The 14,254-nt window shown below is 66.5% G+C and carries 9 protein-coding genes and 3 pseudogenes; 5 read left to right on the top strand and 7 right to left on the bottom strand.

Annotation, left to right across the window (positions count from 1 at the left end; translation table 11 throughout):
• Positions 1 to 369: 369 nt before the first annotated feature.
• From ACWDKQ_RS32080 to kdgD, 7 genes and pseudogenes are all read right to left on the bottom strand, one after another.
• Entirely contained in the window at positions 370 to 2,019 is a 1,650-nt protein-coding gene (locus ACWDKQ_RS32080; protein ID WP_450142515.1) for a M24 family metallopeptidase, read from the bottom strand.
• A 139-nt stretch (positions 2,020 to 2,158) separates the two neighbouring features.
• Positions 2,159 to 2,455, bottom strand: coding sequence for a hypothetical protein (locus ACWDKQ_RS32075; protein WP_450142516.1), 297 nt, complete (start codon positions 2,453 to 2,455; stop codon positions 2,159 to 2,161).
• Between the two features lie 45 nt (positions 2,456 to 2,500).
• A pseudogene (locus ACWDKQ_RS32070) lies at positions 2,501 to 2,566 on the bottom strand (hypothetical protein); the annotation flags it as partial.
• Between the two features lie 86 nt (positions 2,567 to 2,652).
• Positions 2,653 to 3,180, bottom strand: a pseudogene (locus ACWDKQ_RS32065) (ABC transporter substrate-binding protein); the annotation flags it as partial.
• Positions 3,181 to 3,301: 121 nt separating this feature from the next.
• A complete protein-coding gene (locus tag ACWDKQ_RS32060; RefSeq protein WP_450142514.1) occupies positions 3,302 to 3,574 on the bottom strand; it encodes an ABC transporter permease in 273 nt (90 codons plus the stop codon).
• On the bottom strand, positions 3,477 to 4,295 hold the full coding sequence (locus tag ACWDKQ_RS32055) for an aldehyde dehydrogenase family protein (protein WP_450142513.1): 819 nt from the start codon (positions 4,293 to 4,295) through the stop codon (positions 3,477 to 3,479). The genes ACWDKQ_RS32060 and ACWDKQ_RS32055 overlap by 98 nt, the downstream gene beginning before the upstream one ends.
• Before the next feature lie 35 nt (positions 4,296 to 4,330).
• A pseudogene (gene kdgD / locus ACWDKQ_RS32050) lies at positions 4,331 to 5,258 on the bottom strand (5-dehydro-4-deoxyglucarate dehydratase).
• 410 nt (positions 5,259 to 5,668) lie between these two features.
• Here kdgD and ACWDKQ_RS32045 point away from each other — a divergent pair.
• From ACWDKQ_RS32045 to ACWDKQ_RS32025, 5 genes are all read left to right on the top strand, one after another.
• Positions 5,669 to 6,043 carry a DUF1028 domain-containing protein gene (locus ACWDKQ_RS32045; protein ID WP_450142512.1) on the top strand — a complete coding sequence of 125 codons (375 nt, stop codon included), beginning with the start codon at positions 5,669 to 5,671 and terminating at the stop codon, positions 6,041 to 6,043.
• 1,172 nt (positions 6,044 to 7,215) lie between these two features.
• Positions 7,216 to 7,740, top strand: coding sequence for a hypothetical protein (locus ACWDKQ_RS32040; RefSeq protein WP_450142511.1), 525 nt, complete (start codon positions 7,216 to 7,218; stop codon positions 7,738 to 7,740).
• Positions 7,741 to 8,833: 1,093 nt separating this feature from the next.
• Positions 8,834 to 10,156: an MFS transporter gene (locus tag ACWDKQ_RS32035; protein ID WP_450142510.1), complete on the top strand. Its 1,323-nt coding sequence runs from the start codon at positions 8,834 to 8,836 to the stop codon at positions 10,154 to 10,156.
• Positions 10,157 to 10,184: 28 nt separating this feature from the next.
• Positions 10,185 to 10,355 carry a hypothetical protein gene (locus ACWDKQ_RS32030; RefSeq protein ID WP_450142509.1) on the top strand — a complete coding sequence of 57 codons (171 nt, stop codon included), beginning with the start codon at positions 10,185 to 10,187 and terminating at the stop codon, positions 10,353 to 10,355.
• 573 nt (positions 10,356 to 10,928) lie between these two features.
• Positions 10,929 to 14,254 (top strand): HAD-IC family P-type ATPase (locus tag ACWDKQ_RS32025; RefSeq protein WP_450142508.1); only part of this gene is annotated, 3,326 nt, incomplete at its 3' end.

Here is a 14,254-nt window from a genome sequence, read left to right as displayed (position 1 = left end):
AAACACATGATTAACAGGCGGCTGCCCTACATCGAATGCAGCCCCCAACCACACGTTCCCGCAGGTCAAAAACCAAATGGCTGCTGCCGTACTAGACAGCCGGTCAAGATCTCACCCGCGGCGGTCCGTGAGATCTGGCCGGACACATGCAGCAGGTTGCCCCATTGCACGCTCGCCTCATATGCGTAACGGGGCGCAGCGAGTACTGGAAGCTCGAGAGAAAGCGCTTTGAGACGCTCATGCGCGTCAGTCATGTCATCTTTCAATTTCATATGTCGAAGAGGCGACGCGGGTTGGGTCGTGGATACCGTCCGTTGGACACCGGTATCCACGCCACGCGGGCTACTTCTATCGTTGGCAACGCAGCCGTTATCGCTTGCTGACCACGTAGGTCCGGTCGCGTCCGATGTACCAGAGGTCCTCGGTGCCGATCGCCGCGTTCTCGTACCGCCAAGGGATCTCGGCGGCACCGTACGAGCCGACCTCGAGCACGTGCTTGTAGCCGGGCCGGAGCTCGTTGGCGAACGACTCCTGCTTGCCCATGAGGTGGCCGACGTTGCGCTTGCGGTACTCGGCGTTGAAGTCGACCTCCGTCCCAAGCATCCCGATCTCGACCATCCGGTCCAGGTGGGGCGCCAGGTAGCGCAGGGTTCCCTCGTGCACGTCCTCGCACACGACGCCGGGCTTGAGCTGCCCGATGATGCCCTCCCGCACGACATCGAAGAAGAAGCTGTACGCCTCCTTCGCCGCCGCAGTACGGGGCAGCGAGCGGGCCATGTCGGAGGTGGCGACGGTGACCCCGTCGAAGACGATGCGCACCCCGGCGTCGAGCTGAATGCAAGTCGTCTCGTCGTTGATCGGGTAGTCCACCGGTGGGCCGGGGAAGAGCATCCGGTTCGACGAGTGGAGGTTAGTGAAGTACGGCTCGATGCCGAAGGGGATCTCGTTGGCCGTCCGGAACTCGACGATCTTGTCGAGGTACACCTCGTTGATGTCGAGCTCGGAGAACGAGCGGCCGGCGTCGAGGCTCTCCTCCGCCCAGGCCAGCGCCTCTTCGATGGCGAACACGCTCGCCCGGGCGGCGACGACCTGGAACGCGAGGTCCTCGTGATCGCGGATGTCCCGCCAGTGGCCGAGGGCTGTCGAGACCGGAACCAGTTCCGCTCCCTCCCTCTCGAGCTCGCGGGCCAGGCCGACGCTGATCCACTCGTCCTCGACACCGGTCCGCGAGCCGCGGGACAGCGCCCGGACGGCGGCGCCGACGGACGGGAACTGGCCGACAGGCGCCCCGGAAACCCCGGAGGTTCCGTCGGGCGCCAGCACGACCAGCCTGTCCGAACCGGCCAGCCACAGGGCGACTGCTCCGTCCGGCTGCGCGAGCCCAGTCGCCTCGGTGAAGTTGGGCGGCGCGGCGAGGAGCAGCGAATCGAGGGAGCGGTCGGCGACGAGCGTCTTCAGCGCCGAGAACCGGCTGTCCTCGCTGGCGGTGAACTCCTCCGCCAAGCCATACAGGTGTTCGACGGCTTCGATCAGCCGCCGCGCGGTGTTGACGCCCGTCTCGCGCCACGTCGCGAACCTCGCCAGGACCTCCTCGAGGTCAATCTCGTATGCGGTGACCGGGGTCGGGTCCTGGTCGGAGGCGACGAGCTCGACGGAGCCGGATAGCGTGCGGTAGTGGCTGTAGACGACGTCGGCGGCGAGGCTTACCACAGCGCCGTCGGCGAGTTCCTTCACAAGGCTCGCAAGGGACGCCGAGGCGGGGGTGTCGGCGACGATTCGGGGGTCGATCGTGACCCAGGGAGCGTAGAACTTGATCTGGTCCTTCGGGACGCCGGCTGAGAGGGCGTTGCCCTGCTCTTGTTGGCGCACGAGGAGGTACTGGTCCTTGTCGGTCTGTGCGATCAGTGGTGCCACGAGCGGGTAGGAGTCGAGGCGGATCGCGGAGAACAGCAGGCTCTTGCGTGCGTTGAGCCCGTAGGTTTCTTCGACTTGTGAGGCGTCTGCGGTAAGGCTCAGCATTGGTGTTCCTCTGGCCGAACTCCCCGGAATTGTCCGCATCATCACGGCGCTCGAATTCTACCGACTCGGCTGGTAATGCTCGTGAATAAGGCTCGATGTCGATTTCGGTGCCGGGATCGGTCGGAATCTGGGGCTGCGGTCAGCTGATTCCGGTCACGACTCCGATGTGGGATTCGATTTCCGCTGCGTAGTCGGAGAAGGCTGCGGAGAAGCGGTGGTCCTTACCCCGGGGCCGCGGGAGGTCGATCGCGATGTCGGCGACGATCCGGCCGGGTCGTCCGCCGACGACGACGACCCGGTCACCGAGCCAGACCGCCTCGGAGATGCTGTGCGTCACGAATAGGACACTGCACCCCGTGGCCCGCCAGATGCGTTGGATCTCGAAGTTCATCGAATCGCGGGTCATCGCGTCGAGCGCACCGAAGGGCTCGTCCATGAGCAGCAGCTCCGGGTGGGAGACCAGTGCGCGGCAGATAGCCACCCGTTGCTGCATCCCGCCGCTGAGCTCGTAGGAGTAGTGCTCGGCTTTGCCGCCCAGCCCGACCATCTCGAGCAGTTCCTGGGCATAGCGGCGCGACTCGTCCTGAGCTTCTCGTCGGAGACGACGATCCCGTTGCCGTAGAGGTCGATGCCGAGGTCGGACCACTTCAGCACAACGGCCTGCCTGCCGAGTGCGTCAATGGCCGGCTCGTCGGAGACGTACAGGGCGAGGTTGGCGTTCCACTGACCGGCCAGCAGTCCGGGGATCTTCGATCCGCTCGAGGCGTGGACGACGTTGACGTCGCCCTCCTTGAGCCCCAGCCTGCTCATCGCGAACGGCCACATCGCGGTCATCGCACCCGCGCCCTCGGTGGCGACTGTCTTGCCCGGGAGGTCGGCCCATCCGTTGATTCCGGTGCCCGCGAGGGCCACGACCGCGTAGGCGGACCTGGCCTGGACGAGGTTGACCTGCTTGACTTTGGCACCCCTGCCCTGGCTGGTGACCGTGGCGCCGAAGTCCGCCCAGCCGGCGTCGACCTTGCCGGTTTCGACGGAGGTGACCGTGTTGGTCGAACCTGACCCCGGCATCACCGTGAGGTCGATGCCTTCCGCCTTGAAGAAGCCCCGCTCGACCGCCGAGATGAACGGCGCGTGCTTCGGCAGGTACGCCACGTCGAGCATGAGGGTCATCGAGTTCTTGCCGCTGCTGCTCGCGCAGCCCGACACGGTAACGAGCAGCACAGCCCCGACGATCGCGGCGATCCTGCGAATCGAGTTCCGCATTCGAGTCTCCGATCCCCGGTCACTTCGCGTGGTTCTTCCACGGGACCAGCTTTCGGCCCGCGAAATCGACGATGAAGAACAAGGCCAGGGCTATGGCGGCGAGCACGATGAAGGCCGCGAACATCGACGGGAGATCGACCTGGCTGTTGGCGAGGAGGATGACGTATCCCAACCCCTTCGAGCCTGCGATGAACTCACCGACGACCGCCCCGCCCACCGCGAGCGAGATGGAGATCTTCGCTCCGGAGAATATCGATGGGATCGCGTAGATGAACTCGATCTTCGTCGGCACGAATCCTCGGATCTCTGACGAGTTGGGAACCGATATCGGTCCCACTGCCGACAAGCTGCGAGAATACGCCCTCGGGCATTCCCGTGTCGGCCGCTGCCTCGGCAATCGCCCGCGCCACCAGCTCCGCAGTGCCCAGATGCGCCTGATGCGCCTTGACGACGACTGGGCATCCGGCGGCCAGCGCCGACGCCGTGTCGCCTCCAGCGGTTGAGAAGGCCAGTGGGAAGTTGCTCGCGCCGAACACCGCGACCGGGCCGAGCGCGATCCGGCGCTGTCGGATATCGGGGCGTGGGAGCGGCACGCGGTCGGGCCGTGCCGGATCGATCCGGGCACCCTGCCAGCTCCCAGCCCGCAACTCTGCGGCGAACAGGCGCAGCTGACCGCTGGTGCGACCGACTTCGCCGGTGAGCCGCGGACGAGTCAGCGCGGTCTCGGCGTGAGCGCGCTCGACCAGCAAATCCCGGCGCTCGTCGATCAGATCGGCGATGCGCTCGAGGAACTCGGCACGCCGCTCGGCGGTGGTCGCCCGAAACACCGGAAACGACTGCGCTGCTAGCGCACAAGCCCGTTCGACGTGCTCGACCGACGCCGTCAGGTAGGCGGGGTCGAGGGCCGCGCCAGTGCGGGGATCGGAGGACCGGACCTCCTTGCCCGTGCCGATGACGGTTTCAGCTCCGATGACCATGGCGCCGGTCGGGCTGGTCTGGAGGGGAGCGGACACGAGTGTCTCCTTACGCTTCGTCACGGTCGGTAGCGTCAGGCGGTGGCGGTGCGCGACGTCTCGACGACACCAGCCAAAAGTGCGCGCTCGGCGTCATCCAGGTCAGTCAGCGGTGGTCGGACCGGACCGGCCGGGCACCCGACGAGATCCATGCCAGCTTTGACGATGCTCACCGCGTAACCCGCCTTTCGGTCACGAATCGCGGTGTAAGGCAGCACGACATCGTCGAGCAGTCGACGCACCTTCGTTCGGTCCCCTGCCCGCACCGCGCTGTAGAAGGTAAGGGCGAACTCGGGCAGGAAGTTGAAGATCGCCGAACTGTAGGTCGTGACACCCAACTCCAGGTACGGCAGAGCGAACGTCTCCGCCGCCGGCAGCCCACCGATGTAGACCAAGCGGTCGCCGAGACGCGAGTGGATCCGCGTGATTTCCTCCAGGTCACCGACACCGTCCTTGAACCCGATCAGGTTCGGGCAGGCGTTGGCAAGCGCAGCCACTGTGTCCGATGTGTACACGGCGTTCGCACGGCTGTAGAGCACCACGCCCAGCGAAGTGGATTCGCAGACCGCGCGCACATGAGCGATGAGGCCGTCGGCGGAGGCCTCGGTGAGGTAGGGCGGGAACAGCAGCAGGCCGTCGGCGCCGGCCGCCTCAGCGTCGCGGGCCATCTCGACCGCCTGCGCGGTGCCGTGTCCAGCCGGGGCGAGGATCGGGGTGCCCTCGGGCGCGCTGCCGGCGGCCGCTCGGACCACGGTGCCGACTTCCTCCGGGGTCAGGGACGAAGAACTCCCCCGTCCCGCCGGCGGCGAACAGACCGGCGATCTCGTACTTGCCGAGGCGGATGATGTTCTCCCGGTAGGCGGACTCGTCGAACGCCAGGTCCCGGGTGAAGTGGGTGACCGGGAACGACAGCAGTCCGGAGCCGAGGCGCTCGGCAAGTTCGGTCGGCGTGAAGGCGGGCATCAGTGGGTTCCTCCTGCGGGTGGTGCCAGTGCTCGGCGGCGACTGGAACCGACAGTAAAAACGAAACCGATGCGCGTCCAACACTCCTTCGGCATCGCGTGATACCGATAATGGATCGGTGACGCTGAGCCAGCAGGAGAGCACCCAGCGGTCTCTTACGAACACCTCGCCACCCACGAACAGGCCTTCGTCTTCACAACACCAAGAGTCCGCGTGCCACGACGACTAGGTCGACCGAGCCTGAAAAACCCCAATGCCCACGCAGGCATCAAAAACCACCAATCACTTCCGCGCAGGAACCACCCCACACGCCGTACCGCGTTCTCGTTCCACCCCGTTCCTCGTCGAGGACTACGCGCACACCGGCGCCGAGACCCACCCGTGGAGCGGGCACCGCGTGGGCAACGGGTATGCGGTGGCCGGGAACTTCATCGTGGACGGCCGTAGTCGACGCGATGGCCGAGCGGTTCGAGGCCACCACGGATGTCTTGCTGGCCGGGCGCTTGCTGGCGGCGCTGGAAGCCGGCCAGGGCGCGGGAGGCGACCGGCGGCGCAAGCAAAGCGCCTGCTTGTTCGTGCACCACGGCCATCCGTACCCATACCTGGATCTGCGGGTCGACGACCACGCTGACCCGGTCGCCGAACTCCGTCGCCTCTACGCCGTCGCCAAACGCGAACTGCTGCCCTTCGTTCACGCATTACCCCACCCGGGCGCGTCCGGCAGGCGAGTTCGAGCAGTTGCTCAACCTCGACTGACGGTCGGCTTGACGGCCGTAGAAGGCTGATCCGGCACTGTCGGAACCGCTAAAAACGGCTTTACCGGCTGTAGGAAACGGACAACACTCCTGCCCAGCGGCTGGTCCATCCTGGCCTTTCCTTGCCCTGTTCGCCGCTAACCGCCGCGGAATCCAGCGAGGCCGCTCGGCGTGAGGAAAAGGAGTGGTATGCGACCATCGGCGCCCGGTTCCACCCGATCCGGGTCGGAGGGACCGCGCAGCGGGACCAGCCAGGTGGACTGGTTCGTTTTGACCATCGCGCTCGGGGCTGTCGGAGCGGGCATAGCCCTCGGGAACACCCTTCTCCTCGCGGGCGGCTTGATCCTCGCGGCTTCCGCCAGGCATCTCTACTCGGGCCGTCGCCCACGGTGACGGGATTGCTGAAGATGAACTTCTCCGGGAACTCGTAGCCGACGAGGAATCCGCGCAGGTAGTCGCGGAGTTCGCCATCGGTCGCGGTCACGCCTGGTAGCAGGGCGACCACAGCCTGACCTCTTCTGTCCCATCCCATCCGGAAACGCGCAACACGGACGGAATGCGGTCGCCGGCTACCGCGTCGAACTCCGATCCCAGACGCACGTCCGGCCGGAGCTCACCCCATCGGGCAATCCGTCTTTGAAATAGATGACCAGAACATGACCGTGCGTTATCGCCTGCTTGGCTTGCTCAGACACCTCACGCACCTTTGTCAGGCGAATATCGCGTAACACCCTCTCCGTTTTCCACACTCCGGGCAACCTCGCCTCGGCAGTCTGCAAATCGACTGAAGTCTGGTGTCCCTGCCGTACCATTTTCTTCGCGCGTGCGACGTTCGTACGCGCGCCCTTCGGATCGACATCCGGCGGCATCGCGTTCAGATTCCGCTCCATTCGAGCACCAATTTCTTGATCATTACGCCGACGAGCTTTAGAAGCACCTTTCGGGCAGTCTCGATTTCCCAAAGGGGCGCACTTCCCTTAGCAGATTCTCCCCGAGTTCCGCCCCCGGCAGCAACTACTCCAGTGTGCACCGTCGGGCTGGTGGACGGTGGTCGAGCGCGTCGATGAGGTCGTCCGGCAGCGGGTCAGCGGCGGCGCTGACCTGGCGACTCCCCTGCGTAGCCGCCAGGCGCGTTTGAACCATGTGCGCCTCGATACACGTGTACTGACTGACAGGCCGAGCGCACCGGGAGGACTGGTTCCGTGAACCATATGGCAGCACCCGACAACTGGAGCGAGTACGAGAGAACGGAGCAAAGGAAAGCCCAAGACGAGCGTGTTATTCAGGAGTGGAAACGAACGAATGGCGGCAACGGCGACGCATTGAAGCACGTGCGCAATTTCGTCGAACACGTGCGCGGGGACATTGGGGTGGACGGCGTAATCGTCGAAGTTAACGCCATACCGATCAACGGGGGCTACAAGATCCAAGCGGATTATTACATGGAGCCGGACCCGCTGAACAATCTGCAAGCCTTGGGCTCGTCTGCGGGTCAGTTGTCGACTCGATCGTCGGCCCAGTCGGCTGGTGGCTCATGTGTGCGTGGAGGGGGCATCCCATTTGGGGGGCACGCCGGGGAGTTGGCCGATATGTTGCCCCAGGGAGGAGTGGGACTGCCGTACGAGGACGGCGGGCCGCCTTCCGGCGCCGCTCAGGTCGGTCGGCGAGTTCACAGCGGAGATGGTGTGGATGACACGGCGTCAGGTTCGGCTACCGCATCGGCCTGATGCAAGCGGCACGGAGCGGCAACGCCGGCCGCCGCGCCCCGGGCGGCGCCGAGTCCCCGGCACGTCCGGGACACGAGCGGGACACGAGCGGGTCGCGGAGCTGAGAAACGCGCGGCTACGCGTTGCGGAAAGCCCCGAAGAACCAACCGAAAGCGACCTCGAACTGGTCTGGATCGCCGCAACAGGCCGACCCGCCATCAACGCCGCCCTAGAACATCGGCCTGTCCCAAGGACTCATCGAGTCCACCAATACCAAAACCCGCCTGCTGACCCGCATTCAGCATCCCGTTCGGGTTCCGAAGCCCCGAAACACTCATCGCCCTGACCGTGGTCGCCCTCGGGTGCCACACCCCGCCCTCCCCGTACGGACATAAATATCCACAGAGACAGCAGAAGGGCCCAAAAGGCGCAAGATCGAGACGGCACCCTTCGCCGACGCTCACTGTAGATCCACTTCGTGGCATGAGCCCGCTGACCGGCACCTACGCGCCGGTCAGCGGGCTGTTGCCCACAAGAGACGGTGACCCGCGAGGACCGATAACTCCAGGACGAACCGGTGCCGTTCAACGCGGTACAACTCTCGCATCAGGTCGATACAAGTTCCCCAAAGACCTCCCGCGCCTTCTCCTGTAGTCAATGACCGATGCCCGCCGGATCCGGGTACTGGATACGACCACGCAGCCAACCTCTCGGCGCTGAGGTAGGTCGGCGGGACTCTTGCCACACCATCCGGGACTGTCGAAAACTCAATCCATCACCGGCTTGGTTTTGGCCTTATCCGTGGGAACGTGTCTGACGCCATCCCCGGGTGGAGGACGATTCGGGTATGCATGACCTTCTCTCCCCTCCTCTCGCCGGCTACCAGTCACTCGACATCACCGGCCCAACGAGGTGTCCGCGATCGTGACCTTGTTCCTCGGTAGCGGCGGCGGAGTTATGTTGGAAAATTACCGACATTTGTGCCAGCAAGGTCAACAATTGACTATTGGCTCGGTACGCTATACGGTCGGCCCACTTGTTGGAGCACATGCCCGCAAGCCCCGTCACATCGATCGGCGCGTCCCCAGCGGGCTTTCCTCAAGGAGGTTCGAAGATGACCGACCACGCCCCCGGCGCGCGTGGCCCACGATCAGGCCTGCAGGCGCTCGCCGCGGGAAGCATCGGCAACTTCGTGGAATGGTTCGACTTCGCGATCTACTCGGCGTCCATCCCCATCATCGCCAGGCTCTTCTTCCCCCCAGGCAACGATTACGCTGCGTTGCTCTCAGCATTCGCGCTATATGGCGTGGCCTTCCTTGCCCGGCCCCTGGGCGGCGTTGTCTGGGGCAATCTGGGCGATCGGGTCGGCCGTCGCAACGTGCTCGCTACCATCGTGTTGCTGATGGGTGCCGCCACGATGGCGATCGGGCTGTTGCCCACCTACGCCACTGTCGGGCTGCTCGCGCCGATCCTGCTGGCCCTGTGCCGGCTGCTCCAAGGCTTCTCCGGCGGCGGGGAGTTCACCGGTGCGACGTCGTTCATCACCGAGTATGCACCGCCCAATCGGCGCGGACTGTTTTCCGCCATCTCCGCAACCTTCACCACGCTGCCGGCGGTCCTTGGCACCCTGACCGTGCTGGGCATGCGGGTGATCATGTCCGAGGCGGCTTTCATTGAGTGGGGTTGGCGGGTTCCGTTCCTAATCGGCGGCCCACTCGCGATCGTCGGCCTGATCATCCGGCTGCGCATGCACGAGACGCCGGCGTTCCAGGAGGTAGCGGGCAAGCACGAGGTCGAGAAGGCGCCGCTGCGCGTGGCCGTGCGGCATCATGGCCGGCAAATCGCGCTGGTGTTCGCCATCGCGTCGCTAAGCGGGCTGGGTGCCTACACGCTGGGCACGTACTTCGTTTCCTACCTCACAGTGACGATCAAGATCAGCCCGACGGCGGCGCTGCTGGCGAACGCCGCCGCGCTCACGGTGACCGTTGCGCTGGTGCCGGCCGCGGGGATGCTTGGCGACCGGATCGGCCGCAAGCCGCTGCTGTTTATCGGCTCGGCAGGGTTCATCGCGCTGAGCGTGCCGGGCTACCTGCTCGCCGCCCAAGGCAGTCTGTCGACAGCCATCCTCGGCCAGCTCTTCGTCGCGCTGCCGTGGTGCTTCGTGGTCGCCGCCGTCGTAGTAATACAGATGGAGATCTTCCCGACGCGGGTGCGCTACAGCGCCTCATCGATCGGCTACAACCTGGCATACATGGTCTTCGGCGGTACGGCGCCCCTGGTCGCCACCTGGCTGGTGTCGATCACCGGCAGCTCCATCGCACCGGCGTTCTACCTAATGATTGTCGCCGCCGCGGTCTTCGTGGTCGCTTTTGCGCTGCCCGAGACATCGCGGCTGGCGCTGCGGACCGGCGCCGAGCGGCCAGAGCCGGTGGTGTGAGCCGACCGTTCCGCCGCGTCAGCGCCCGTTGCCCAAACCGTTCATCACCAAGGCCGACCTGGCGGAGCTCCGCGCACGGCTGGAGAACCCGGCACCTTCCTACCCGCAGATGAAAACGTGCGGGAAGGTCGCCTGCGGCTTCGACCAGGCCCGGATCCGGGCCTCCCGCGCTCGCCGCCCAGCCCACCTGCGAAGGTGATTGTGCTGCCACCGCCGACAACAACCGGGTTCGAGATCATCGAAGGCTTCGGTCAGCCGATCCCTGTTCATCCTTGTTGTCGCACGATGGGGGCACGGATTCGGTTTCGATCCTTCGGCGAATATTCGGCGAACGTAGGCTTCCCAGTTACCCGCATTATTTCGATCCCCGGGGAGGTGTGGTGGCTACGACAAGCCAGAACACGAGGTCGAAGGCCAGATCCTCAGGCGGTGCCCGTGGCGACCGTTCGCAGAGCACGACGGGGGCTGGGCGTGATTCGGGCACTGCGACGGTGAAGCTGCCGTTCGTGACGGCGGAGTTTCGCCGCACAGCGGTGCGTGTTCCAGGGCGTGATGCCGTCGCAGCTGGGGTCTACAGCGTGCGGGAGCACCTTCCTTCGCCCGGGCAATTGGCGTTTTACGGCGGCCTGGGGGCACTGGCGGCGTTGTCGTTGATCGAGTGGCCGGTGGCGGCAGCGATCGGGATCGGTACGGTCGTCGCGCAGCGAGCTGGTGAGCGAGCATCGGGTTCATCGCAGGCCAGGTCGCGGCCTGCAGCTGGCCGTACCACCGCGTGACCCTGCTTGGTGGGTTGAAGACACTCGCGTCGCAATTCGCGACGCCGACGGTAGCCGTCGCGCGTGGCGTCTTGGGTGGCGGTGGTGGTCGGCGGGCGTGGGCCGCTGACGGGCGCGCGCACATCGAGGTGCGCGGCGTGCACGAGCCGGGGACCGAATCGGCGGCCGAGCAGATCACCGATCGGCTCACGCAGCTTCCTGGCGTGCGGTGGGCCGAGGTCAACGCGGCGCTGGGGCGAGTGATCATCGGGCACGATCCGGAGGTGGTCGAGCTCGCCGAACTGGTCAACGCGGTGGACGAAGCCGAGCAGGCCAGTGGTTTGGGCGATCACCCGCGCAGCGAAAGCAATGCTTTGCGCCCCGGCGATGCGGCCAGGGCCTTCGGCAACACCGTGGTGATGGGGACGAACCTCGCGGGTTTGGGCTATGCCGTGGCCGCCCGCTGGCTGCCGGTACCTGCGCTAGCTGCGTCGATTCCGGCGTTGATCTCCACCGCTGACTCCGTGCAGGGAATCCGTGGCGCCGTCCAGTCGCGGCTGGGCGCGTCGGCCACGGATTTGTTGTTCGGTCTCGGGAATGCTGCGGCGAACACCTTGGCCCAGCGTCCGACGACCTTGTTGTCTGATGCCGCGCATCGGTTCTGCTTGGTGCGGGAGTCCCAGGCGGTGCAGCGGAATTGGGCCCGGCGGGAAGCCGAGTTCGGCGACCGGCCCGAGCACCACCGGTGTGAGCCTGTCGAGGTGGGTTCTCGCCCGACGCCGCTGCCAGGCGGACCAATCGAGCGGGTGGCGAACACCTCGGCGATCGCCGGGCCCGCTGCCTTCCTCGGAACCCTGGCGGTGACCCGCAACCTGCTGCGCGCACAGGGGTTCCTGGTCGCGGGCGTGCCGCGAGCGGCGAGGTTGGGCCGTGACGCGTTCGCAGCACAACTCGGGATCGCGATGTCGCAGCGGGATGCGCTGGTGCTCGACCCGCGAATCCTGCGGAGGCTGGACCGGATCGACACGATCGTGATCGACACGACGGCCCTGCGCACCGGAACACAGCGGGTGCGCGACGTGATTCCGCTCAACGGCGAAGTCGACATCGCAGGATTGTGGGAACGAGCGCACGCCTTGGTCGGCGTGATGGCGCGATCAGATGCGGTAGAAGACGGGTGGGCGCTCTCGAGAGCGCGCCCCGGGGATCTGCCGCACGTGGAGCTGGAAGACAGGATTCGGCAGAGCACCGACCGGGGCATACGAGCCTGCACCCTCGAGCGGGGCGGGCACCCGGTTGCCCTCGTCGAGGTCGAGGAGGAACTGGAGCCGCTGACCGACGAGCTTCTCGCCGCGGCCCGTGAGGTGGGCTCGGTTGTGCTCGCCGGAGCGGACACTCGGCTTGCGGAGAAGTTGGATGTTGATCGCATCGCTGCCGCCGGCGAAGACCTCTCGGTACTCGTGCGGGAATTGCAGGCTGAAGGCCGCTGCGTCGCCGTGGTCTCGACGCGCGATCGCGCCGGTCTGGCCGCCGCTGATCTCGGAATCGGTGTCGCCGGCCACGGACCGCCGCCCTGGGGGGCGCATCTGATCACCGGGCCTGGCCTGGGCGAGGCGTGCGCCCTGCTGGGGTTGATCCCCACCGCCCGCACCGTCAGCCGGCGCAGCGCCCAGCTCGCCGTCATCGGCTCCGCCAGCGGCGCCCTGCTGGCCGCACTCGGACCTGCCATCGGCAGCCAGGCCCGCGCGGCGGTGCCCGTGTCCGTCTGCGGGCTCCTGGCTCTCGGCGCCGGGACGTACTGGGGCATGCAGGCGGGTCGACGTCCGGTGCCCTCCGTCACACCCCGCACACCCTGGCACGCCATCTCGGCCTCAACGGTGCTGGAGCTCCTCGACAGTTCGCCGGACGGCCTGACCGACGGCGATGCGCAGCAACGCGCACTCCACCGGAACGGGCATTCCCGGCCGGAGGGGACAAGCCTGATCATGGCTTGCCTGGACGAATTGGCGAGCCCGCTGACACCCGCGTTGGCCAGTGGAGCGGGGATCTCCGCCAGCATCGGAGCGGCCGCCGACGCGGTCATCATCAGTGGCGTGCTGGGGTTGAACGCGCTGATCGGCGGCGTGCAACGGGTCAGCGCCGACCGCGCTCTGCGCAAACTCCTGGATGCCACCGCAATCCCAGTCGCGTTGCGCCGCAAGGACAAACGCACCCGCGTGCCCGCCGACGAACTCGTACCCGGCGACGTCATCGACCTGGTGGCAGGCGACGCCGTCCCCGCGGACTGCCGCCTGCTGGAAGCCGACGGACTCGAAGTCGACGAGTCCAGCCTGACCGGCGAATCCCAACTCGTCACCAAAACCACCGCCGCCACGCCCGCGGCAGCGGTAGCCGACCGGCACTGCATGCTCTACCAGGGAACCGCGATCGCGGCCGGGCGCGCCGTCGCCGTCGTCGTCGCCACCGCAGAGGCCACCGAAGCCGGCAGCGCGGCAGGCACCGACAACGCCCCGGACCGTCCCGGCGGGGTGGCGGCGCGCCTGCGGACCCTGACCAAGGTCACCGTGCCGATCTCCATCGGCGCCGGCGGACTGCTACTCGTCGCGGACCTCCTCCGGCGTCAACCCTTCGGCGCGGCCCTGGGCCGAGCGGTAAGCCTGGCCGTCGCAGCAGTACCGGAAGGTCTGCCCTTCGTCGCCACAGTCGCCGAGCTGGCGGCAGCCCGGCGATTGTCGAAACGCGGCGCCCTCGTACACAATTCCTCGACAATCGAGGCACTGGGCCGAGCGGACGTGCTGTGCTTCGACAAGACCGGCACCCTCACCGAAGGACGCATCGCCCTACGCGGGGTATCCAACGGAGCCACCACCCGCGACGTCGAAAACCTATCCACAGCGGACAGAAAGATCCTCGCGGCAGCACTGCGCGCCAGCCCGGCAGCACAAGACGGTGAAATCCTGCCACACCCCACTGACCGCGCAGTCGTCAACGGTGCCCGCGACCTCGGGGTGCAGCCCAGCGAAGGCACCCCAGGCTGGCAACTCGTCGAAGAACTCCCCTTCGAACCCTCGAGGGGCTACCACATGGTGCTCGGACGCGTCGGCAACAACCACCTGCTCAGCATCAAGGGCGCCCCGGAGGTGGTGCTCGCCCAATGTACCCACTGGCACCGCGACAACGCCGACGTGGACGTGGCCCTCGACGATGACGCACGCCTGGGCGTGGAAAAGGAATTCGACCGACTGGCGCGCCAGGGATACCGCGTGCTGGCCGTCGCCGAACGGCCCGCCACCGGCCGCCGCGACCTCGACGACTCCCGCCTGCGCGACCTCCGGCTGACCGG

The sequence above is a fragment of the Saccharopolyspora sp. NPDC000995 genome (genome assembly GCF_053599315.1).
Note: the sequence above shows the minus strand (reverse complement) of the source record. Positions and strands in the feature narration are given on the sequence as shown.